Here is a 20,206-nt window from a genome sequence, read left to right on the forward strand (position 1 = left end):
ACACCTCGCTTCCGCTGGTGTTCCCTCGCTTCCACCCGACGCCTTCCCGTCGTCGCCGGCACCGAAACGGACGCCGCCCGTCGGGCCGGGGGCGCCCCGGCGGAGGTTCATCCGGCGGGGGTGAGGGGTGCTCACCCGGCGGGAGCCGACGATCGCAGCGGACCGGAGAACTTCCGAGAACGCGGAAGGACAGGTCGTGATGAAGAGGATCGTCGAGATCGTTCCCGCCCGACCCGGCTGGTACGCCCGCTGGCGCCTCTCGCCCGAGGACACCCGCTGCTACCCGGTGAGCCTGTGGGCGCTGCTGGAGGAGGGCGACGGCTCGGGCCGCGAGGTGGTCGGGGTGGACTGCATCGGGCAGTGGCCCGGAGCGGACGACAACGAGGCGGGTGGGGTGTTCGTCCGCTATCTCTTCCAGACTCCCGATTCCGGCCCACCGGAGGACGCCGAGCCGCCGTCGACGCGACAGCTGCGGACGACCGGGCCCCGGCTGCAACCGCTCACCACGCCCTGATCCTCATTCCGGCCCCCGGCCCCTGGTCCCAGGGCCGGGGGCCACCCCTCGGCGGGAGGCCCCGGCCTCAGCCCGCCCGGCGGACGTCGCCGTCGGTGGCGCCTTCCACGGCGAGCAGCTCGGTCAGGCCGGTGCGGTCGAGCAGCTGCTGGAGCTGGCGGCCGACCCCGCGGAGCCGGATGGCGCCCGTGCCGCCGCGGTGAACGGTCAGGAACGCGCTGAGCCCGGACGAGTCGCACAGGCTGACCGCGCTCAGGTCGAACAGAAGCTCCTGGTAGCCGTCGCGGCGCAGTTCCGCGGCGGCGGCGACGAGTTCCGGGGCGGTGTCGAAGTCCAGCTCACCGGACAGCCGGAGCCGGGCACGCCCGGCGTCGAGCCGGGTCACCTCGATGGTCAACAGCTGGGCGGGCATGTCCCCCATGGTCCCAGCCGAGGGCTCGCGCGCAAAGCCGGGGGCCGGTGGGTCGCGTCAGGCGGTGCCGGCGGCGCCCTCGGTCGGGGCCGTCGGGCCCTCGCCGAGCGGCCGGTCGAGCAGGCTCGTGACGCCGGTCATGTCCAGGATCGTCTCCAGGAACCGGGGCACGGCGTGCAGCCGCAGCGCGGTGCCGCACTGCTGCCCCTCGCGCCACGCGTGCACGATCACCCCGAGGCCGGTGCTGTCGATGAAGATCAGGTCGGAGAAGTCGAGGACGAGGGTCGCCGGAGCGTCCGCGAGCACCCGGTCGACCTCGGCGCGCAGCGGCCCGGCGGTGGTGTAGGCGAGGTCGCCCCCGACCCGGATGAGCGTGGCAGCCGGATCCGACCGGTCGACGGTCATGCTCAACGGAGTCGCCTCGGGTTGGCTCCGACGGGACAGCACGATCACGCCTTTCCGCAGGCTGCGAGGGGCAGAGGGTGAGGGGATCGTAACAACCCCCGGCAGGTCCCGCCCGGCACGCGCACGCCGCCCGCGCGACGGGCGTCGGGTGGCGCTCGCGGCCCACGGGCGTAGGGTGGGTGCAGAGATTTGACCACATGCGCCGCCTCACGGTGGTACGGGTGTCGACAAGGAGTGGGGCTCAGCTGGTGACTGCTGCCGACGTCCGGGACTCAGATCCCGGCGACGGACGGATCTCCGCATCGGGTGCCGCACGGGCCACGGCGTGGAGAGCCGAGGCCCCGGCACGCCCGGCACCCACCCTGCCCGTGCTCGCGGCCGACCGGGAGCACGCGGCACCCGACTGGTCCGAGATCGTCGAACACTTCCGCGAGGGCCTCGTCGTCTGTGACGCGCAGGGCGTGGTCCGGCACGTCAGCCCGGTGGCCGAGCGGCTGCTGCCCGAGGTCGCCCCGGGTGAGCTGCTCGCGGCGGCCGGCATCGCGGGGCTGGCCGCCGACGCCGAGTTCACCCACCACGGTCGTCGGCTGCGCGCGCGCCAGGTGCCGCTGTCGGCCGCCCGCTGCTGCTGGTACGTCGAGGACGTCACCGAGAGCGTCACCCGTGCCGACGCGCTGCTCGCCGAGCGGGCCCGCTCGGCCTTCCTGGCGGTCGTCGGCGAGAAGCTCGGCAACCCGCTGCACCCGGACCGGGCGGCCGCGGCGGTCGTCCGGCTGGCCGTGCCGACGCTGGCGGAGGTCGCGGTGCTGGTGCTGGCGCCCCGTTCCGGGCGGGCACGCTGGTGGCGGGCCGCCCGCACCGACGACGACGCCCCGATGGTCGACAGCGGTGTCCTGCCCGCCGTCGACCTGCCGGCGGCGATCACCGAGGGCCTGGACGGCGCGGAACCGCACACCCTCGACTGGCTGGTGGAGCAGGCCGTGGAGGCCGGCTGGCTGCCGGGGCTGACCGCGGCGCAGTCCTGCGCGCGGGTGGTGCCGCTGCCCGGTCGCGACGCCCCGGCAGGTGTGCTGCTGGTCGCGCGGCGCCTCGACCGCTGGTACGACGAGGCCGACGTGGACCTGGTCCGCGCCTTCGCGGCCCGGGCCGGGGCGGCACTGACCACGGCGCTGCTCTACCGCGACCAGGCCGAGGTCGCCGACACGCTCCAGGCGAGCCTGGTGCCGGTGGAGCCGGCGGAGGCGACCGGGGTGCAGTGGGGCACCGCCTACCGGCCGGCCCAGGCGGGCCTGCGCATCGGCGGCGACTTCTACGGCTCGCACCGGCTGGCCGACGGCGGCTCGGTGTTCTTCCTCGGCGACGTCTCCGGCAAGGGCGTCGAGGCGGCGGTCTTCACCGGCCAGCTCCGGCAGTGCCTCCAGGCGTTGCACCGGGTCGAGTCGCAGCCGGGGCGGCTGCTCAAGCTGCTCAACGACGCGCTGCTGGAGACCAGCCAGGCGCAGGGCCAGGGGCGGTTCGCGACGATGGTGCTGGGCGTGGTCCGCCCGCACCGCGAGGGTGGGCTCACCCTGACCATGGCCGGCGGCGGGCACCTGCCGCCGCTGGTGCTGCGCGGCTCCGGCGAGGTCGAGCCGGTCCCGCTGTCGGGCATGCTGGTCGGCGTGGTCCCCGATCCCCGCATCGGCGAGGTCACCGTCCGGCTGGAGCCGGGGGAGACCTGCCTGCTCTACAGCGACGGGGTGACCGAGGCCCGCGGTGGCCGCCGCGGCAACGAGCAGTTCGGCACGGAACGGCTGATCCACGCGGTGGGCGGCTGCCAGCGGATGCCCGCCCCTGCCCTGGCCGAACGCGTCGAGCAGGTGACCTGCGACTGGCTGGCGCACGGCGACCACGACGACATCGCCGTGTTGGCGCTGCGCGCGACCGGCCCGGGTGAGCGTACGCCCCGGCACCTGCACGCGGTGCCCGACGCGACCGGAACCGCCGAGCTGAGGGGGACCCACCCGTGACCGCCGCCCCGACCGCCGGGATCCTCCCGGCCGGCGCCTGGCCGGCATACCTGGACTGCCTCCAGGAGGCCGACGAGTACGCCGCCATCGAGGTGGCCGTCGGCCTGCTCGAGGCGGGCGTGCCCGCCGAGCGGGTCCTGCTCGACCTGGTCGCCCCGGCGCAGGCCGAGGTGGGGGAGCGGTGGGCGCGCAACGAGTGGAGCGTCGCCCAGGAGCACGCCGCGACGCACATCAGCGAGCGGGTGGTGGCGGCGGTCGCGGCGTACGTGAACCCGCGCCCGACGCGCGGGCGGGTCGTGGTGGCCTGCATGGACGGCGAGTGGCACGCCCTGCCGCCCCGGCTGGTCGCCGAGGTGCTGCGGTTGCGGGGCTGGCAGGTCACCTTCCTGGGCGCGAGCGTTCCCGCCCCGCACCTGGTGTCCTACCTGCACCGGCACGACGCCCACGCGGTCGCGCTCGCCTGCGCGCTGCCGATGCGCCTGCCGCACGCGCACCGCATGATCGAGGCGTGCCGCCGCGTGGACGTCCCCGTGGTGGTGGGGGGCCGGGGCTTCGGCGTGGACGGGCGCTGGGCCCGCAAGCTCGGCGTCGCCTGGGCACCCGGTGCCCCGAGCGCGGCCGACCTGATCGCCGACGAGCGCACGCTGCGCCGCGTCCCGTCGGCGGAGCTGAGTCACCTGGCCGACGACGAGTACACCAGCCTGCTCAAGCGGCGCGGCGAGCTGATCGACGGGGCGCTGGCGGAACTGCGCGAACGCGACCCGGGGACGCGCGACTACACGCCCAGCCAGATGGACTCGACGGTCAGCGACCTCGGCTACATCGTCGACTTCCTGGCCGCCGCGCTCTACGTCGACGACGCCACGTTGTTCACGGAGTTCGTCGACTGGCTGGTGGAGATCCTCACCAGCCGCGGTGTGCCGGCTCCCACGCTGGGGTCGACTCTGGAACACTACGGCCGGGTCCTGCGTGACTTCCCCCGGGCCGCGCGCTTCCTCGGGGCGGCCGGGTCGTCTCTGGCCAGGCTCGGCGGCGCCGGGGTGCGCTGAGCGCCGGTGCGGTCGCCGCCGGCACCCCTGCTTATACTTGCCTCACTGCAAGCATCCGCCTTGCGGTGGAGCGAGGGGGACCAGGGGTGACGTTCACCGTCACGTGCGCCGACCGCGACGGCGGGACGACACGCCTGCGGCTGGCCGGTGAGCTCGACCTGAGCACGGCGCCCGAGCTCAACGCCGCCATCGACCGGCTGGTCGACGCCGGCGAGCGCCGCCTGCTGGTGGACCTCACCGAGCTGACCTTCTGCGACTCCACCGGCATCGCCGCCTTCGTCCGGGGCGACAACCGGGTGGCCGCCGACGGCGGGTGGCTGCGGCTGACGGGCGCCACCGGCCGGGTCGACCGCGTGCTCCAGGTGACCGGGCTGGCGGAGGTGCTCCGGTACGACCCCGGCAGGGCGGACCCGACGACGCGCTCCGCCGGCTGATGGGCTAGATTTCCGCCGGCGCAGAGCGCCCCGCGGTTCTCCGTTCCACCGACACGAAGCAGGTAGTGATGGGTGTAGACACCCCGAGTCCGGTTCGCATCCTGGTGGTGGACGACGACCCGGGTGACGTTCTGATGATCGAGGAGGCGCTCGCGGACTCCGACGTCGACAAGGTCATCGACGTCGTCAGCGACGGCCAGGAGGCGATGGAGTTCCTGCGCCGCGAGGGGCGGCACACGGACGCCCGGCGGCCGGACGTCATCCTGCTCGACCTGAACATGCCCCGGATGGACGGGCGGCAGGTGCTCGGCGAGGTCAAGGGCGACGAGGACCTGCGTACGATCCCGATCGTCGTGCTGACCACCTCCAACGCCGACACGGACATCGTGGGCAGCTACACGCTCCAGGCCAACGCCTACGTGACCAAGCCGATCGACCTGGACGACTTCAACGACGTGGTGCGGCGGATCGACGAGTTCTTCGGCCGGGTGGTCGTGCTCCCGAAGCGCTCCTGAGGCGCCCGAGCGCTCCCGAGTCGCCTGGGTGAACCCGGTCGCCCGCCGGCCCTTCCACGGCTCGCCCGGCGCTCCGGCGTGTCCGCATGGTGAACATTTTTCCCGAACCCCCTCCGGCGCCGCCCCCAGCGCCGAGGATCCAGGGTGGGGAAGGAAACACCAGCTGCCTGGGGGGCGACAGCATGAGGTTCTCCGTCGTTGAGAACGGCTACGACCAGCGGCAGGTCGACTCCTGCCTCGACGAGATCGGCATCCGGCTGGCCCGGCTCGCCGCCCGCGCGGAGGGCGCCGCGAGGGCCGGGCGGGAGTGGGACGAGATCCGTGACGAGGCGACGGCGCTGAGCGGGCTGCTCCAGCGACTGGACCTGGGCGGCGCCGACCGGGCCCCGCGCGGCGCGTACGACGCCGATCGCGAGGCGGTGGACCTGCTGGCCCGGGCGCGGGTCGAGCTGGACGCGGCCCGGGAGGAGGCCCGCCAGGTGCGCGAGCGCGTCTACGCCGAGGCGGTACAGGCCCGCCGGGAGTTCGAGGAGGCGCTGCTCGCCCGGCGCCGGCGCGAGGCCCGGGTCGACCGGATCCTCGACGGGCTGACCGTCGAACCGGTCCCCGCCGAGACCCCGACCGCCGCGGCCGGCGTGCCGGCGACCCGGATCGCCGACCGTAACGGCGCGGAGGCCCCCAGCGAGCCGCCGGGCGGCCGCGCCGGGATCCGCTGACCCTCCGCGTGCGTCCGGGCCGCGCACGGTCCTCGCGGACCGTCAGGTCAGCGCCGCGACCACCGTGGTGGCCAGCTCCTCGTGCTGGGCGTACGCGTCGGGGAAGGCCGAGACCTGCACGGCCTGGGCGGCACCGGCCACGCTCATCTGCTGCCAGCCCGGCACGTCCCGCAGCGCCTCGTAGAAGGCCTGCGCGGCGTACGTCGGGCGCATCAGCTCGCGTACCGTGCCCCAGCCGCTGCTCGGGCGCTGCTGGAACAGGCCCACCGAGTCGTGGTCGGCGCCGCTGCCCTGGTGCGGGTACCGGCTGGACTCCGGGAGCACGTCGCTGGCGAGGTTGTAGAGCCGGCTCTCCTGCATCGCGGTCGCCACGGCGACGACCAGCGCGCGGCGGGGCATCTTCAGCTCGACGCCCACGTCGACGATGGTCTTGGCGTTGTCCATCTGCGCCTGGGTGAGCCCGGCGACCGGGCGCGGCCGGGGCGGCGGGGCCGGCTTGCGCGGGACCTTGCGGGTGGCCGAGGGGGTCGGCTTCGGGGTCGGGCTGGGGCTGAGCGTGGGGGAGGGGGAGACGGCCCGGTCCAGGGACCGCGAGGCGCGCCCGTCGTCGACGGCCCGCTCGGCCAGGGCCTCGGCCACGGGCTCCCGGGTGGCGTCGGCGTCCTCGCGCGCGCCGGCGAACGCGGCCACGCCGAGGCAGCAGGTCACACCGGTGGCGAGGGCGACCCGCACGGGGGTCGAGGCGAGCAGGGCGCGGCCGCCGCGCCGCCGCCGCTGCGCGGCGCGATGACGGCCGATCGTCCGTTCGGTCGAGGCGGGATCATCCGTACGGGCCGACGGTCGATCCTGGGTCGGCTTCTTGTCGGTGGGGTCGTCGGGGTGCACCCGCCGAGGCTAGAAAGGCGAGCGCGTCTTGCCATCGGCCTGCTTGGTGGCATGCGCCACAATTTGCGCCGATCTGCGGGCCGATTACGCCCGGCGAAGCAGTAACGCCGCCATCTGCCCTTGTCTGATCTTCCGTGTATATCCGATACGGGGGAGGTAATCGGATCAAAAGTCGATCATGGACGGGGATGCCCTGGCTCGGCCGGACCTCCACCGAACGGTGGAGGTCGCCTCACCCCGCCCGGACGACCACCGGTCGTCCCCGGGGCGATCCCGCGCGCCCCCGCACGATCCCGCGCGCCCCCGCACGATCCCGCGCGGCGGAGCCGGCTGCCGTCCGGGCCGGTGCCGTGACTCCTCCGGCGTCGTCCCGCCGCGCGCGCCGGTCAGTGCCGGCCGTTCTCCGCCGGGGTCACCGTGAGCCGGTGCCGGCTGCCGTCGCCGCTGGAGAAGGGCCACAGGCGGTCGGCGTGCTCGACCAGCTCGGCGAGCTGCTGCCGGCTCAGTCCCGCCGAGGAGATGGAGGCGTGCACGTCGGCCCGGTACCGGCCGTCGTCGTCGCGTCCGAGCTTCGCCTCCGCGCGTACCTGCACGGTGTGCGCCTCGTCGGTGATCTCGCCCGCCGCCTCCACCGCCGCGTGGTGCAGGCAGGACGCGAAGGCGGCGGCGAGCAACTGCTCCGGGGTCAGCCCCGAGCAGTGCGGCGCCAGCGGGGACGCCAGGGCCGTGGAGAGGCTCCCGTCGTCGGTGCGTACGTGGCCGCCCTCGGCGGTCGCGGTGGCCGTCTCGTTCAGCCAGGAGCTCGATTCCGGCATCGCGTTCCTCCCGTCGCTCAGCCGCCCGGCTACCCGGCCCCCGGGCCGTGAAACCGCAGGCGGCCGGCGGGAAGGCCGGGGACAGCTCAGCCGGCCCGGGTGGACCAGTCGGGCAGCGGGGCCGCCTCGGTCACCTCGGCCGCCGCCCGCTCCGTCCACGGCGACATCGTCCCGACACGCTGGCGCGGCACGGCCGACTGGAGCAGCGGCACGTACACCCGGGCGTCCACCGCCTCGGCGAGCAGCAGCGCCGCCATCAGGCTCGACGGTCGCTCGACCGGGTCGTCGGCCAGGCAGGACGCGCACAGGTCGGCCACCTCCGGCGGCAGCCCCTCGATCTCCGGCAGCGGCTGCGGCGGTTGCCGCCGCCGGGCGCCGAGCAGCTGGGTCGTGGTGCCCGCCTGGTACGGCAGCCGACCGGTCAGGCAGTAGTAGAGCAGGACGCCGAGGGCGTACATGTCGGCGGCGGGGGTGGCGGGCGCCCGTTCCAGCTGCTCCGGGGCGAGGTAGGCCGGCGTGCCGACCACCATCCCCTCCGGGGACCGGTCGGGGGTGCCGGAGGGGGTGGCGATGCCGAAGTCGAGCACCTTCACGCCGGCCGGGGTCAGGATCACGTTGGCCGGCTTGACGTCGCGGTGCACGATGCCGTGCGCGTGGGCGGCGGCCAGCGCGGCGCTCACCTCGGCACAGACCCGTACGGCGATGCGCCAGTCCAGCGGCCCGGCCCGCAGGTGCGCCGCCAGCGTCTCGCCCTCGGCCAGTTCCATGACGATGTAGGGCACCTGGCCCTCGGGGCCGGTCCCGCAGGTGCCGAAGTCGTGCACGGACGCCACGTTCGGGTGCACCAGCCGGGCGGCGGAGCGGGCCTCCGCGCGGATGCGCTCCACAGAGGTGTCCTGGCCCTCCTGCCCGGGGGACATGACCTTCACCGCGACCGGCCGGTCCAGTACCGCGTCGTGGGCCCGCCAGACCTCCGACATGCCGCCGATGCCGATGCGCTGTTCGAGCCGGTATCGCCCGTCCAGCGTTCTCATCGACTGCTCCCTGTCGCTCGTGGCCCGTCCCGCGACAGGGCGCCAACGCTGCGGTACCCGGGCTCCGATCAGGGCAAACCGCCGTCGGTTCGGGGCGGGGCCGCCTCCCGCTGCGGTAGCTTGCGAGCCAGGGCCGGATGTCAGGCGGTACGCGGGAAGGCGGGCGCGCGGATGAGCGAGGTGACCGTACGCTTCGTCGGCGGCCCGGCCCACGACCTGGTGCGGCCGGTGCCCGCCGAGCCCGACGGCGCGCCGCCGGCGCACTGGATCCTGCGCCACCCCGACGGCCCGGGACCGGCCCCGGGTGGCGGGCCGGACCACCTCTACCGGCGCGAGCATCCCGCCGGCGACGGCACCTGGACGATGCGCTTCGTGCACACCTACCCGGTCGGCATGACCGAGTGAGTACGCGCGTCGGGCACCTGGCCGCCCGACGGTGAGCGGGCCGGGGCGACGCACAGGTGGGACACAGGTGGCGCACAAGTCGGGCCCAGCGGGCCGGCGCACGATGGGGGCCATGGTGACGGACGGGCGGGCCGCAGCGGGCCGCGTGGAGCTGCGCCGCCCCGACGGGGAACCGGTGCGGGTGCTGGTGGTCGACGACGAGCCGACCCTGGCCGACCTGCTGTCGATGGCGCTGCGCTACGAGGGTTGGCAGGTGCGTACGGCGGGCGACGGCACGTCGGCGCTGAACGCGGCGCGGCAGTTCCAGCCGGACGCCGTGGTGCTCGACGTGATGCTGCCCGACCTGGACGGCTTCCAGGTGCTGCGCCGGCTGCGCGAGCAGGCCCCCACGGTGCCGGTGCTCTTCCTGACCGCCCGGGACGCGGTGGAGGAACGGATCGCCGGGCTGACCGTCGGCGGCGACGACTACGTCACCAAGCCGTTCAGCCTGGAGGAGGTCGTCGCCCGCCTGCGCGCGCTGCTGCGCCGCTCGGGGTTCGCCGTCGCGACCCGCCCGGACGCGGTGCTCACCGTCGGCGACCTCAGCCTCGACGAGGACAGCCACGAGGTGTCCCGCGACGGCTGCCCCATCACGCTCACCGCCACCGAGTTCGAGCTGCTGCGCTACCTGATGCGCAACCCGCGCCGGGTGCTCAGCAAGGCGCAGATCCTCGACCGGGTCTGGCACTACGACTTCGGCGGTCAGGCCAACGTGGTGGAGCTGTACATCTCGTACCTGCGGAAGAAGATCGACGCGGGTCGCAAGCCGATGATCCACACGCTGCGCGGCGCGGGGTATGTCCTTCGACCGGCGGAGTGAGCGCTCCGCCGGCCGGCTGCGCCGCCGGCTGGCCGGGCTGTCGCTGCGGACCCGCCTGGTACTCATCCTGGTCGCCCTGCTGGCCCTGGTCAGCGTCGCCATCGGCGGGATCACCACGGTCGCGTTGCGACATTTCCTGATCGACCGGGTCGACGAGCAGTTGGTGCCGATGCGCGCCGCCCCCGGGTGGGGCGGGCCGGTGCCCGCCGAGTGGCCGCGCGGCGGCACCGGTGGGCCGGACGCGCGGATCCCCCGGGGCCTGCCGCCGGGGACCGTCGCCGCCGAGGTGGTCGACGGCCGGGTCGTACGGGCCTGGATCCTGGCCGGCCGGGAGGAGCAGGCCGCCCCCGCCGAGGACCTGGCCGACCTCGCGGACCTGCCCACGGACGGCCGGCCCCGCACCCGTGAGCTGGGCGGGCGCGGCGACTACCGGGTGGTGGCACGCCAGTTTCCGGGCGGGACCGTGCGGGTGCTGGGCCTGCCGCTGTCGGGCGTGTCGGAGACCGTGTGGTGGCTGGTCGCCGCGCAGGCCGGCGTGGCCACCGCGGGGCTGCTCGTCGCCGGTGGGGCCGGCGCCCTGATCGTGCGGGCGACCCTGCGCCCGCTGCGCCGGGTCGCCGCCACCGCCGGCCGGGTCAGCGAGCTGCCCCTGGACCGCGGTGAGGTGGCGCTGTCGGTGCGGGTCCCGGCAGCCGACACCGATCCACGCACCGAGGTCGGGCAGGTGGGCGCGGCGCTCAACCGGATGCTGGGGCACGTCGGCGCCGCGCTCGCCGCCCGCCAGGCCAGCGAGACCCGGGTACGCCAGTTCGTCGCCGACGCCAGCCACGAGCTGCGCACCCCGCTGGCGGCCATCCGGGGGTACGCCGAGGTCGCCCGGCGGGGCCGGGACGAGGTGCCGCCCGACGTGGCCCACGCGCTGCGCCGGGTCGAGTCCGAGAGCGCCCGGATGACCAGCCTCGTGGACGACCTGCTGCTGCTGGCCCGGCTCGACTCGGGCCGCCCCCTCGCGGTCGAGCCGGTGGACCTGTCCGCCCTGGCGGTGGACGCGGTCGGCGACGCGCACGTGGCGGGGCCGGAGCACCACTGGCGCCTCGACCTGCCGGACGTGGTCGTCCGGGTGCCCGGCGACCCGGCCCGGCTGCACCAGGTGCTGGCGAACCTGCTGGCGAACGCCCGCGTGCACACCCCGCCCGGCACGACGGTCACCACCACCCTGCGGGTGGCCGGCGACGCCGCCGTGCTCGACGTCGCGGACGACGGGCCCGGGGTGCCGCCGGCGCTGCGGGCCGAGGTGTTCGAGCGCTTCTCCCGGGGCGACAGCTCCCGGTCCCGGGCGCACGGCAGTACGGGCCTGGGTCTGGCGATCGTGGCCGCCGTGGTGGAGGCCCACCACGGCTCGGTCGGGCTGGACAGCCGGCCGGGGCGTACGGTGTTCACCGTCCGGCTGCCGGGCGCCACCACCGACGCCTGAGCGCGCCCACCCGCCCCCGGGACCGTCGCCGCGCTGCCCGCCCGCGCTGCGGAGTTCCCTGTCGGTCGCGTCCGCGACGCCACAGCCGGCCGCCCCCGCGGCGAACGACAGGCGCGTTCAGTCGGCCAGCAGCTCGGCGAGGGCCTGCCCGATGCGTTCCGCGTGCCGCCCGTCCGGGTCCTCGTCGGCGTTGAAGTCGGTGACGCTCATCCCGATCAACCGACCCGAGCGCACCATGGGTCGGGCCAGCGCGATCAGGTCGGCCCAGTCCAGGCCGTCGGGCTCCGGGTAGCTGACCGCCGGGAGCACGAGCGGGTCGAGCACGTCGAGGTCGAGGTGCAGCCAGGTCGGCGTCGTACCGACGGCGAGGTCCCGGCCCTGCTCCGCCGCGCCGGCGCCCCGCAGCCGGGTGGCCGGCACCAGGTGCACGGCCGGGTCGAGCCGGGAGGCCTCCCTGCCGTCCACGGCCCGGTCGAGCGGCCGGTGGCCGAGCACGTGCACCTGGTCGGGGTCGACCAGCGGTCCCTCCCGGTCGAGGACCCCCGCCGGGCCGTGGTCGGTGACGATCGACAGGTCCATGTCGGCCGCCTCGCCGGTGGGCGAGGTGCGGCCGTCCTCGAAGTCGAGGTGCGCGTCGAGGAACCACAGGTCGAAGCCGGAGGGAAGCCCCTGGAGGATGCCCGGCAGGATCGCGCAGTCGCCGCCGAGCACCAACGGGTGCCGCCCGGCGCCGATCAGCGTCGTCACCCGTACGGCGATCGCCCGGGCGGCGCGGCGCAGCTGGTCGACGCCGATCACCCCGGTCTCCGGATCCCGTACCGGGTCGGTGATCAGGGCGTCCACCGCGCCGGCGTCGGCCACACCCAGCCGGCCCAGCAGCCCGGCGGACCGCAGCGCGGCGGGCGCCCGGTGCTCGCCCCGGCCGCGTCCGGAGGAGTCGAGGGGAGCGTCCAGCACCGACCATCGCACACCCGGAGGCTAGCCCGGCCGTGGCAGGCTGAGCGGCATGTACCGGGAACGTCCGGCCGGGTTCGCCGGCGCGGTGCTCTGGACCAGCGTCACGACGGCGGGCGCCGCCCCGACCCGGGTGCTCCCCGACGGCTGCGTCGACCTGCTCTGGTCGAGCCGCGTCGGGCTGCTGGTGGCCGGGCCGGACCGCAGGGCGCACCTCAGCGGCGGCGGTCTGGCGGAGCGCTGGGTGGGCCTGCGGTTCCCGCCGGGCACCGGGCCCGCCGTGCTCGGCGTACCGGCCGTCGAGCTGCGCGACCGCAGGGTCGCCCTCGCCGACCTGTGGGGCGAGCGGGAGGCCGCCCGGCTGGCCCGGCGGGTGGAGGCCGCCCCGGCCGCCGCGCTGACGGAGATCGCCGTACGGCGGCTGGGCGCGGCCGGCGGGCCCGATCCGCTCGGGACCCGGGTCGCCGCCGCCCTGGCCGCCGGCGCCACCGTGACCGCGACCGCCGCCGGGGCGGGCCTCGACCCGCGCGCCCTGCACCGCCGTTGCCGGCACCTGTTCGGGTACGGCCCGAAGACGCTGGCCCGGATCCTGCGGATGCGGCGGGCGCTGGCGCTGGCCCGCGCCGGCACGCCGCTGGCCGAGGTGGCGGCCCGCTGTGGCTATGCCGACCAGGCCCATCTCACCCGGGACGTGCGGGACCTGGCCGGGGTGCCGCCGACCGCCCTGCTGTCCCGCTGAGCCGGCCGCGTGGGGCGGGGTCCCTGCCCGGCTCAGGCACCAGGGAGCGGGGCGAACAGGTCCACGCCGTTGCCGTCGGGGTCGAGCACCACCGCGTACCGCTGACCCCAGTAGGCGTCCCACGGGGGCAGGTGGCCCTTGTGCCCCTCGGCGACCAGGTCCGCGTAGAGCCGGTCGACCTCCGCCGGATCGGCGCACCGGAAGGCGAGGCTGGCCCCGCCGCCGCTCCCAGGCCTGAAGTCCGGGTCGAACGCGCGGATGGTCTCGACGGTGTCCCAGGCCAGCCGCAGGCCGCCGGGAAGGGTGATCTCCACGTGCGGGTCGGCCTCGGCGTCGGCCGGGATGTCGAGGCCCAGCCGCCGGTAGAAGGCGAGGGAACGGGGCAGGTTGGTGCTGACCAGGCCGATGAGGTCGAGCGTCGGTGTCATGGCCCCCACGGTAGGGCCGCCGGCGGCGGTGGTCTTGAACGAAACGGACGCCGGGCGGAGTGCCGGGTGTGGCCGCACGAGCCGGACGATCGGCGTAGCGTGTCAGACAACTCCGGCTTTCCGGGCAAATCCCCCAAGGGGTCCTGTCCGCGTACGCCGATCTCGATACGCGAGGGAAGGAGCGGTCGGTGGAACACCTGGCCTACCTGGACGCGGGGTCCGGCAGCCTGATCGTGCAGGCGGTGGTCGGCGGGGTGGCCGGCGCCGCGGTGGCGGCCAAGCTCTACTGGCGGCGACTGGTCGACCGGTTCCGCCGTCAGCCCACCGACCAGCGCTGACCCCGGCCGATGGCGAACTCCCGCACCGGCCTGCGCGCCGAGCCAGGTTCCTTCCGCGACCCCGCCAACCGGGTCTTCCACCTCGACGGCGACGTGCTGCGCGGGCTCGACGAGCAGGCCGCCGGCGAGTGGCGCGCGCTGAGCGCCAGCGCGTTCTTCCCGCCGCTGCTCGCCGCCGGCAAGGTGTGCGGCACCGAGGCGGTCGAGTCGCCGGCCGTGCCGTCGGTCGACCGGTGGGCCGCCGTCCTGCGCCACGAGCGCATCCCGTTCGTCTCCCACCCGTACGAGTGGTCCTTCGCCATGCTGCGCGACGCCGCGCTGCTGCACCTGGAGATCCTGCGCGAGGCCCTGCCGGCCGGGTTCACCACCAAGGACGGCTCGGCCTACAACCTCCAGTGGCGCGGCGTCGAACCGGTGTTCATCGACGTCGGCTCGTTCACCCCGGCGTGCGAGGGCGAGCCCTGGGCCGGGTACCGGCAGTTCTGCCAGACGCTGCTCTACCCGCTGATGCTCGGCGCCCACCTCGGGCTGGACTTCCAGCCGTGGCTGCGCGCCCGGGTCGACGGCATCGAGCCCGACCAGATACGCCGGCTGTTCGGCGGCGCCCGGCGGCTGCTGCCCGGCGTGCCCACCCACGTGCACCTGCACGACGCGATGCAGCGGCGCAACGCCCGGGCCAGCACCACCGACGTCCGCTCCCAGCTCCGGGCGGCCGGCTACTCCCGTGAGCTGGCGCTGGCCACCGTACGGGGGATCGAGAAGCTCGTCCGGCGGCTGGAGCCCCGCCCGGCGGCCAGCCACTGGGTGGACTACCAGCGCACCTGCGCGTACACGGCCGACGACCGGGCCGCGAAGGAACGCTTCGTCACCGATGCGCTGGCCGACGGTCCACGGCCCCGACTGGCGCTGGACCTGGGCGCCAACGACGGCCGGTACGCCCGCCTCGCCGCCCGGCACGCCGACTACGTCGTCGCCGTCGAGCAGGACCCGGGCGTCGTGGACGGGCTCTACCGGGACCTGCGCGCGGCAGGGGAGCGGCGGATCCTGCCCCTGGTGATGGACCTCGCCGACCCGTCGCCCGGCGGCGGCTGGCGCGGCGTCGAACGGGCCTCGTTCGCCGACCGGGCCGACGCCGACGTCGTCCTCGCCCTGGCCGTCGTGCACCACCTGGCGATCGGGCGCAACGTACCGCTGCCCGAGGTGCTGGACTGGCTGGTCGGGCTCGCCGCCCCCGGCGCCCGCCTGGTGGTGGAGTTCGTCCACCCCGGGGACCCGATGACCCGGCGGCTGCTGGCCAACAAGCCCGAGGGGCTCTTCCCCGACTACCGGCCGGCCGAGTTCGAGCGGCTGCTCGCCGCGCGCTGCCGGATCACGCGGCGACTCGACCTGCCCTCGGGCACCCGGACGCTCTACGCGGCGGTCGTGGGTGGCTGAGCCGACCCCCGAAGCGTCCGCCGCGTCACCGGCGTCCGACCCCGCCGGCCGAGCCGCCCCCACCGTCCGGCCCGACCCGGCCGGTGAACCGTCGCTGTCCGAGCCGTCCCTGCCCGGGCCGGGCAGGCGTGCGCCGGGTGGCTGGCGTACGGAGCTGGGCCGGCTGGCCGAGGTGGCCGGGCTGGTCGGGCTCGTGGTCACCCAGCCGCTGCTGGACGTCCTCGGGCGCAGCCCCGACTTCTTCCTGTTCCACCGCGCCGAGCGCCGGGAGATCCTGCTGCTGGTGGCACTGGTCGCGCTGGTGCCCACCGCCGCCGTGGCGGTGCTCGGCGCGCTGTCCCGGCTGGCCGGCCGCGCCGCCCGCTCGGCGACCCACACCCTGGTGGTCGGCCTGCTGCTCGCCGCGCTGGCGGTGCAGGTCGGTCGGCACGGCACGCCGCTGCGGGGCGTACCGCTGCTGCTGCTCGCCGCGGTGGCGGGGGCCGCCGGGGCCGCCGCGCACCGGCGGTGGCGCGCGCCCGGCCGGGCGCTGCGGCTGGCCGCGGCCGGGCCGCTGGTGTTCCTGGGGCTGTTCGTGTTCGCCTCGCCCACCTCCACGGTGGTGCTGCCCCGGGGCGAGGGCGGCGCCGCCGGGGTTGCCGGGCCCGGCAACCACCCGCCGGTGGTCGTGCTGGTCCTCGACGAGCTGCCCCTGGTGTCCCTGCTCGGCCCCGACGGGCGGATCGACGCCGCCCGGTTCCCGCACTTCGCCGAGCTGGCCGGCGGCTCCACCTGGTACCGCAACGCCACCGGCGTCAGCGGCTGGACGCCCTACGCGCTACCGGCGATGCTCACCGGCCGCTACCCGCAGCGGGCGGCGGCGCCGCACTACTCGCAGTACCCCGACAACCTATTCACCGCCTTTGGCGGCCTGTACGACGTGCGCGCCGAGGAGAGCATCACCCGGCTCTGCCCGCCCAGCCGCTGCGAGCAGCCGGTCGACCCGGAACAGGGGATGGGCGTGCTCGTCCGGCAGGCCGGCGGGCTGCTGCGCCAGATCACCGCGCCGGTCGACAGTCGCGTGGACCCGGAGGACTCGTACCGCGAACCCACCGCCGTGGAGGCGGGCATCGACGCCGCCGAGCCGGTGCCGGCGGACCCGAAGTTCCGCTGGGACAGCCTGGACGACAACCAGCCGGCCCGCTTCACCAGCTTCCTCACCGGGCTGCGGCCGGCGGCCCGGCCCACCCTGCACTTCCTGCACCTGCTGATGCCGCACTCGCCGTGGGCGTACCTGCCGTCGGGGGCGCGCTACGACGCCCCGGAGGACCTGCCGAACGACGGCGCCGGATGGGTGGAGCTGGCCCGCGGGCGGCACCTGGCGCAGCTCGGCTACACCGACCGGCTGATCGGCCAGACCCTGCGCACCCTGCGCTCCACCGGCCTCTACGACCAGGCCCTGCTGGTGGTTACCGCGGATCACGGCGTCAGCTTCACCCCGGGCGCCCAGGGCCGGGGCATGGACGCCATCCGGACCGCCCCCGCCGAGGTCGCCTGGGTGCCGACCTTCGTCAAGGCCCCCGGCCAGCGCGCCGGGCGCGTCGACGACCGGAACTGGCAGCACGTCGACCTGCTGCCCACCATCGCCGACGAGGCGGCCATCCGGCTCCCGTGGCCGGTCGACGGCCGCTCCGCCCGGCAGGCCCCGCGTGCGGAGGCGGGCAAGGTCTTCTACGACCGCCCCGGCCAGCCGACCCCCGTGGCCGGCGGCGTACCGGCCCCACTCCCGCCGCCCGCGCCCCACCCGCTGGTGGGCACCGCCGTCGGCGACCGCCCGGCGGGCGGCACCGCTGAGGTCGCCGACCTGGCCGCGTACGACGCGGTGGACCCGGACACGGGGCGGCTGCCGGCCGCCGTCTGGGGCGACGTGCCGGACGAGGTACCCGACGGCACGCCCCTGGCGATCGCCGTCAACGGCCGGATCGGCGCGGTCGTCCCCGTGGTCCCCCGCGACGCCGGCGGACGCCGGTTCGCCGCCCTGCTCGCCGACGACCGCCTCTTCCACGCCGGCGCCAACCGCCTCGCCGTCTACCGCGTAACCGGCGACAACACCCTCCTCCGCCTGACCCTGACCTGACCCCACCCACCCGCCCAGCCCCACCTGCCCCGCCCAGCCCGCGCTCCGGCGCCCCGCGTCCCGGCCCGACCCTGCCGCGCTCCGGCTCGGCCGCGCAGTCCTCCCGCGCCCTCCCCAAGGTTGATCATGAGGTCACTGCGCTGGAATGCGCTTTCCGTAGGCGCTAACCTCATGATCAACGTGAGTGGCGCGGGGCGGCGGGGTGCTGTGGGGTGGGGCTGGTTGGCGGTTGTGCGTCCAGATTGAGTGGGTTTCTCGGCTCGCTCGTCGGGAAACGGGTGACGCATGCCTCACCGTCGAACCACGACGGGCGGTATCACCTCGACCGTGATTACGGTAAAAGCGAAGGCAATTCAACGCAGATCTGCCGGCGAAGCGAGGGAAACATGACGGAAGTCAAGCTCGATCACCCCGGTGGGCAGCTTTCGATGCCGGTGCAATCCGCGGTCGAGGGCCCCGCCGGCATCGGGGTGGGCAAGCTGCTGAAGGAAACCGGGATGACGACGTACGACCCCGGTTTCGTCAACACCGCGGCCTGCTCGTCCGCCATCACCTACATCGACGGTGACGCGGGGATCCTGCGGTACCGGGGTTACCCGATCGAGCAGCTCGCGGAGAAGTCCTCCTTCCTGGAGGTCTCCTACCTGCTGATCTACGGTGACCTGCCGACCCAGCAGCAGCTGACCGACTTCACCGAGCGCATCCGCCGGCACTCGCTGCTGCACGAGGAGATGCGCCGCTTCTTCGACGGCTTCCCCCGCGACGCGCACCCGATGGCCGTGCTCTCCTCGGCCGTCAGCGCCATCTCCACCTTCTACCAGGACAGCCTGGACCCCTTCGACGCCTCGCACGTCGAGATGTCCACCGTGCGGCTGATGGCGAAGGTGCCCACCATCGCCTCGTACGCCTACAAGAAGTCGATCGGGCAGCCGCTGCTGTACCCGGACAACTCGCTGGGCTACGTGGAGAACTTCCTGCGGATGACCTTCGGCGTGCCGGCGGAGCCGTACGAGGTCGACCCGGTGATGGCCAAGGTGCTGGACATGCTGTTCATCCTGCACGCCGACCACGAGCAGAACTGCTCCACCTCGACCGTGCGGCTGGTCGGCTCCAGCAACGCCAACCTCTTCGCCTCGGTCTCGGCCGGCGTGAACGCGCTCTTCGGCCCGCTGCACGGCGGCGCCAACCAGGCCGTGCTGGAGATGCTGGAGAAGATCCAGGCCGACGGCGGCGACGTCGCGTCCTTCGTCCGCAAGGTGAAGGACAAGCAGGACGGCGTGAAGCTGATGGGCTTCGGCCACCGGGTCTACAAGAACTACGACCCGCGCGCGGCCATCGTGAAGAAGGCGGCCCAGGACGTGCTCGGCCGGATGGCGAAGCCGGACCCGCTGCTGGACATCGCCATGCAGCTGGAGGAGATCGCCCTCGCCGACGAGTTCTTCGTCTCCCGCAAGCTCTACCCGAACGTGGACTTCTACACCGGCCTGATCTACAAGGCCATGGGCTTCCCGAGCAAGATGTTCACGGTGCTCTTCGCGCTGGGCCGGCTCCCCGGCTGGATCGCGCAGTGGCGCGAGATGATCAACGACCCGGAGACCAAGATCGGTCGCCCGCGGCAGATCTACACCGGCGCCCCCGAGCGGGCGTACGCCCCGTTCTCGGAGCGCTGAGCCCCGGCCGTACCGACGACGAAGGCCGCCGACCCGCACGGGGTCGGCGGCCTTCGTCGTGTCGTCGGGCCCGGCGGCGCGGACCCCCGGATCGACAGGGGCCCGCGTCGGCCGTCAGCGCAGGCCGGCGGCGGCCAGCAGGTTGCCCTCGGCGACCGACGGCACGGCGCGGCCCCGGGTGACCCGCTCGGCGGCGAACGACCCGGAGGTGGCGATCGCCGCCGCGTAGGCCGCGGCCGTGCGCTGCGCGATGGCCGACCAGCCGTAGCGCTCGTGCACCATGACGCGGGCCCGGCGGGCGAGCTGGCGGGCCCGGTCCCGGTCCGACAGCAGCGCGTCGACGGCGTCGGTCAGCCCGTCCGGGTCGTGCGGCTTGAAGGTCATTCCGGTCACCCCGGGCTCGACGATCTCGGCGAGCCCACCGGTCGCGGCGACGGCCAGGGGCGCGCCGGCGGCGGCGCCCTCGAGGGCCACCATGCCGAACGGCTCGTAGATGCTCGGCACGGCGAAGCAGTCCGACGCGGCCATCACGGCGGGCAGGTCGGTGCCGCCGAGGAAGCCGGGGAGGCTGACCGTGCCACCGAGGCCCAGGCGGTGCACCTCGGCCTCCAGTTCCGCGCGGTACGGCCCGTCGCCGACGATGACCGCGCGCAGCCCGGGGTGCCGCTCGCGCAGCCGGGGCAGTCCGGCGATCAGGTGCTGCACGCCCTTCTCGTAGACCAGCCGGCCGGCGAAGGTGACCAGCGGTCCGTCCCCGGCGAAGCGGGCGCGGGCGCTCGCCACGGCGGCGGCGGGGACGCGCCAGCGGTGCGGCTCGACGCCGTTGGGCACCACGTCGACCCGGCCGGCCGGTACGTCGAACAGCCCGGTGACCTCGTCGCGCATGTAGCCGGAGCAGACGATGACCCGGCCGGACTCGCCGGCCAGCCAGTGCTCGACGCCGTGGATGGTGCGGTTCATCTCCTCCGGCAGCCAGCCCTGGTGCCGGCCGGCCTCGGTGG

At 75.1% G+C, this 20,206-nt stretch carries 22 protein-coding genes; 14 read left to right on the plus strand and 8 right to left on the minus strand.

Features of this window, described 5'->3' with window-relative positions:
- Nucleotides 1–199: 199 nt before the first annotated feature.
- On the plus strand, nucleotides 200–514 hold the full coding sequence (locus tag ACTMS2_RS28525; protein WP_089000693.1) for a hypothetical protein: 315 nt from the start codon (nucleotides 200–202) through the stop codon (nucleotides 512–514).
- Between the two features lie 67 nt (nucleotides 515–581).
- Here ACTMS2_RS28525 and ACTMS2_RS28530 read toward each other — a convergent pair whose 3' ends face one another.
- Nucleotides 582–926 (minus strand): STAS domain-containing protein, encoded by a 345-nt coding sequence (locus ACTMS2_RS28530; protein WP_441178146.1) that lies wholly within the window; start codon nucleotides 924–926, stop codon nucleotides 582–584.
- A 57-nt stretch (nucleotides 927–983) separates the two neighbouring features.
- Nucleotides 984–1,331 (minus strand): STAS domain-containing protein, encoded by a 348-nt coding sequence (locus ACTMS2_RS28535; protein ID WP_441178163.1) that lies wholly within the window; start codon nucleotides 1,329–1,331, stop codon nucleotides 984–986.
- 248 nt (nucleotides 1,332–1,579) lie between these two features.
- Between ACTMS2_RS28535 and ACTMS2_RS28540 the strand changes: the two genes are divergently transcribed.
- The 5 genes from ACTMS2_RS28540 (at nucleotide 1,580) to ACTMS2_RS28560 (ending at nucleotide 6,054) form a co-directional block, all read left to right on the plus strand.
- The gene (locus tag ACTMS2_RS28540) at nucleotides 1,580–3,340 is read left to right on the plus strand and encodes a PP2C family protein-serine/threonine phosphatase (protein ID WP_441178147.1); all 1,761 of its coding nucleotides are present in this window, start codon (nucleotides 1,580–1,582) and stop codon (nucleotides 3,338–3,340) included.
- Entirely contained in the window at nucleotides 3,337–4,389 is a 1,053-nt protein-coding gene (locus ACTMS2_RS28545) for a cobalamin B12-binding domain-containing protein (protein WP_441178148.1), read from the plus strand. Before ACTMS2_RS28540 ends, ACTMS2_RS28545 begins: the two co-directional genes overlap by 4 nt.
- Nucleotides 4,390–4,475: 86 nt before the next feature.
- Complete coding sequence (locus ACTMS2_RS28550; RefSeq protein ID WP_441178149.1) at nucleotides 4,476–4,823, plus strand: STAS domain-containing protein; 348 nt, start codon at nucleotides 4,476–4,478, stop codon at nucleotides 4,821–4,823.
- A gap of 68 nt (nucleotides 4,824–4,891) precedes the next feature.
- Nucleotides 4,892–5,338: a response regulator gene (locus ACTMS2_RS28555; RefSeq protein ID WP_357661952.1), complete on the plus strand. Its 447-nt coding sequence runs from the start codon at nucleotides 4,892–4,894 to the stop codon at nucleotides 5,336–5,338.
- Nucleotides 5,339–5,520: 182 nt separating this feature from the next.
- Nucleotides 5,521–6,054, plus strand: coding sequence for an ATPase (locus ACTMS2_RS28560; RefSeq protein ID WP_441178150.1), 534 nt, complete (start codon nucleotides 5,521–5,523; stop codon nucleotides 6,052–6,054).
- Nucleotides 6,055–6,096: 42 nt separating this feature from the next.
- Here ACTMS2_RS28560 and ACTMS2_RS28565 read toward each other — a convergent pair whose 3' ends face one another.
- The 3 genes from ACTMS2_RS28565 to ACTMS2_RS28575 all read right to left on the minus strand — a co-directional run bounded on the left by ACTMS2_RS28565 (nucleotide 6,097) and on the right by ACTMS2_RS28575 (nucleotide 8,788).
- A complete protein-coding gene (locus ACTMS2_RS28565) occupies nucleotides 6,097–6,939 on the minus strand; it encodes a hypothetical protein (RefSeq protein ID WP_441178151.1) in 843 nt (280 codons plus the stop codon).
- A gap of 386 nt (nucleotides 6,940–7,325) precedes the next feature.
- Entirely contained in the window at nucleotides 7,326–7,754 is a 429-nt protein-coding gene (locus ACTMS2_RS28570) for an OsmC family protein (protein WP_089000686.1), read from the minus strand.
- Between the two features lie 86 nt (nucleotides 7,755–7,840).
- Nucleotides 7,841–8,788, minus strand: a complete 948-nt coding sequence (locus ACTMS2_RS28575; protein ID WP_441178152.1) for a serine/threonine-protein kinase — start codon at nucleotides 8,786–8,788, stop codon at nucleotides 7,841–7,843.
- Nucleotides 8,789–8,959: 171 nt separating this feature from the next.
- Here ACTMS2_RS28575 and ACTMS2_RS28580 point away from each other — a divergent pair, with 171 nt between their 5' ends.
- From ACTMS2_RS28580 to ACTMS2_RS28590, 3 genes are all read left to right on the plus strand, one after another.
- The gene (locus ACTMS2_RS28580) at nucleotides 8,960–9,193 is read left to right on the plus strand and encodes a hypothetical protein (RefSeq protein ID WP_441178153.1); all 234 of its coding nucleotides are present in this window, start codon (nucleotides 8,960–8,962) and stop codon (nucleotides 9,191–9,193) included.
- A 112-nt stretch (nucleotides 9,194–9,305) separates the two neighbouring features.
- Complete coding sequence (locus ACTMS2_RS28585; RefSeq protein ID WP_441178154.1) at nucleotides 9,306–10,052, plus strand: response regulator transcription factor; 747 nt, start codon at nucleotides 9,306–9,308, stop codon at nucleotides 10,050–10,052.
- Nucleotides 10,053–10,080: 28 nt separating this feature from the next.
- Nucleotides 10,081–11,526, plus strand: coding sequence for a sensor histidine kinase (locus tag ACTMS2_RS28590; RefSeq protein ID WP_441178164.1), 1,446 nt, complete (start codon nucleotides 10,081–10,083; stop codon nucleotides 11,524–11,526).
- A 117-nt stretch (nucleotides 11,527–11,643) separates the two neighbouring features.
- Here the strand turns inward: ACTMS2_RS28590 and ACTMS2_RS28595 are convergent, their stop codons facing one another.
- Complete coding sequence (locus ACTMS2_RS28595) at nucleotides 11,644–12,495, minus strand: arginase family protein (protein ID WP_441178155.1); 852 nt, start codon at nucleotides 12,493–12,495, stop codon at nucleotides 11,644–11,646.
- A gap of 37 nt (nucleotides 12,496–12,532) precedes the next feature.
- Here ACTMS2_RS28595 and ACTMS2_RS28600 point away from each other — a divergent pair, with 37 nt between their 5' ends.
- Nucleotides 12,533–13,219: a helix-turn-helix domain-containing protein gene (locus tag ACTMS2_RS28600; RefSeq protein ID WP_441178156.1), complete on the plus strand. Its 687-nt coding sequence runs from the start codon at nucleotides 12,533–12,535 to the stop codon at nucleotides 13,217–13,219.
- A 32-nt stretch (nucleotides 13,220–13,251) separates the two neighbouring features.
- Here ACTMS2_RS28600 and ACTMS2_RS28605 read toward each other — a convergent pair whose 3' ends face one another.
- Complete coding sequence (locus tag ACTMS2_RS28605; RefSeq protein WP_441178157.1) at nucleotides 13,252–13,647, minus strand: VOC family protein; 396 nt, start codon at nucleotides 13,645–13,647, stop codon at nucleotides 13,252–13,254.
- Between the two features lie 188 nt (nucleotides 13,648–13,835).
- On the opposite strand from ACTMS2_RS28605, the gene ACTMS2_RS28610 reads away from it, so the two are divergent.
- The 4 genes from ACTMS2_RS28610 to ACTMS2_RS28625 all read left to right on the plus strand — a co-directional run bounded on the left by ACTMS2_RS28610 (nucleotide 13,836) and on the right by ACTMS2_RS28625 (nucleotide 19,205).
- Nucleotides 13,836–13,985, plus strand: a complete 150-nt coding sequence (locus ACTMS2_RS28610; RefSeq protein ID WP_165947858.1) for a hypothetical protein — start codon at nucleotides 13,836–13,838, stop codon at nucleotides 13,983–13,985.
- A gap of 9 nt (nucleotides 13,986–13,994) precedes the next feature.
- Entirely contained in the window at nucleotides 13,995–15,419 is a 1,425-nt protein-coding gene (locus ACTMS2_RS28615) for a class I SAM-dependent methyltransferase (RefSeq protein ID WP_441178158.1), read from the plus strand.
- On the plus strand, nucleotides 15,412–17,535 hold the full coding sequence (locus ACTMS2_RS28620; protein ID WP_441178159.1) for a sulfatase-like hydrolase/transferase: 2,124 nt from the start codon (nucleotides 15,412–15,414) through the stop codon (nucleotides 17,533–17,535). The genes ACTMS2_RS28615 and ACTMS2_RS28620 overlap by 8 nt, the downstream gene beginning before the upstream one ends.
- Nucleotides 17,536–17,921: 386 nt before the next feature.
- A complete protein-coding gene (locus tag ACTMS2_RS28625; protein WP_441178160.1) occupies nucleotides 17,922–19,205 on the plus strand; it encodes a citrate synthase in 1,284 nt (427 codons plus the stop codon).
- Between the two features lie 114 nt (nucleotides 19,206–19,319).
- Here ACTMS2_RS28625 and ACTMS2_RS28630 read toward each other — a convergent pair.
- Nucleotides 19,320–20,206, minus strand: an 887-nt coding sequence (locus tag ACTMS2_RS28630) for a glycosyltransferase family 4 protein (RefSeq protein WP_441178161.1), incomplete at its 5' end; no start/stop codon positions are given.

Origin of the sequence: Micromonospora sp. SD12, assembly GCF_052068495.1 — a bacterium.
Lineage (GTDB): Bacteria > Actinomycetota > Actinomycetes > Mycobacteriales > Micromonosporaceae > Micromonospora > Micromonospora echinofusca.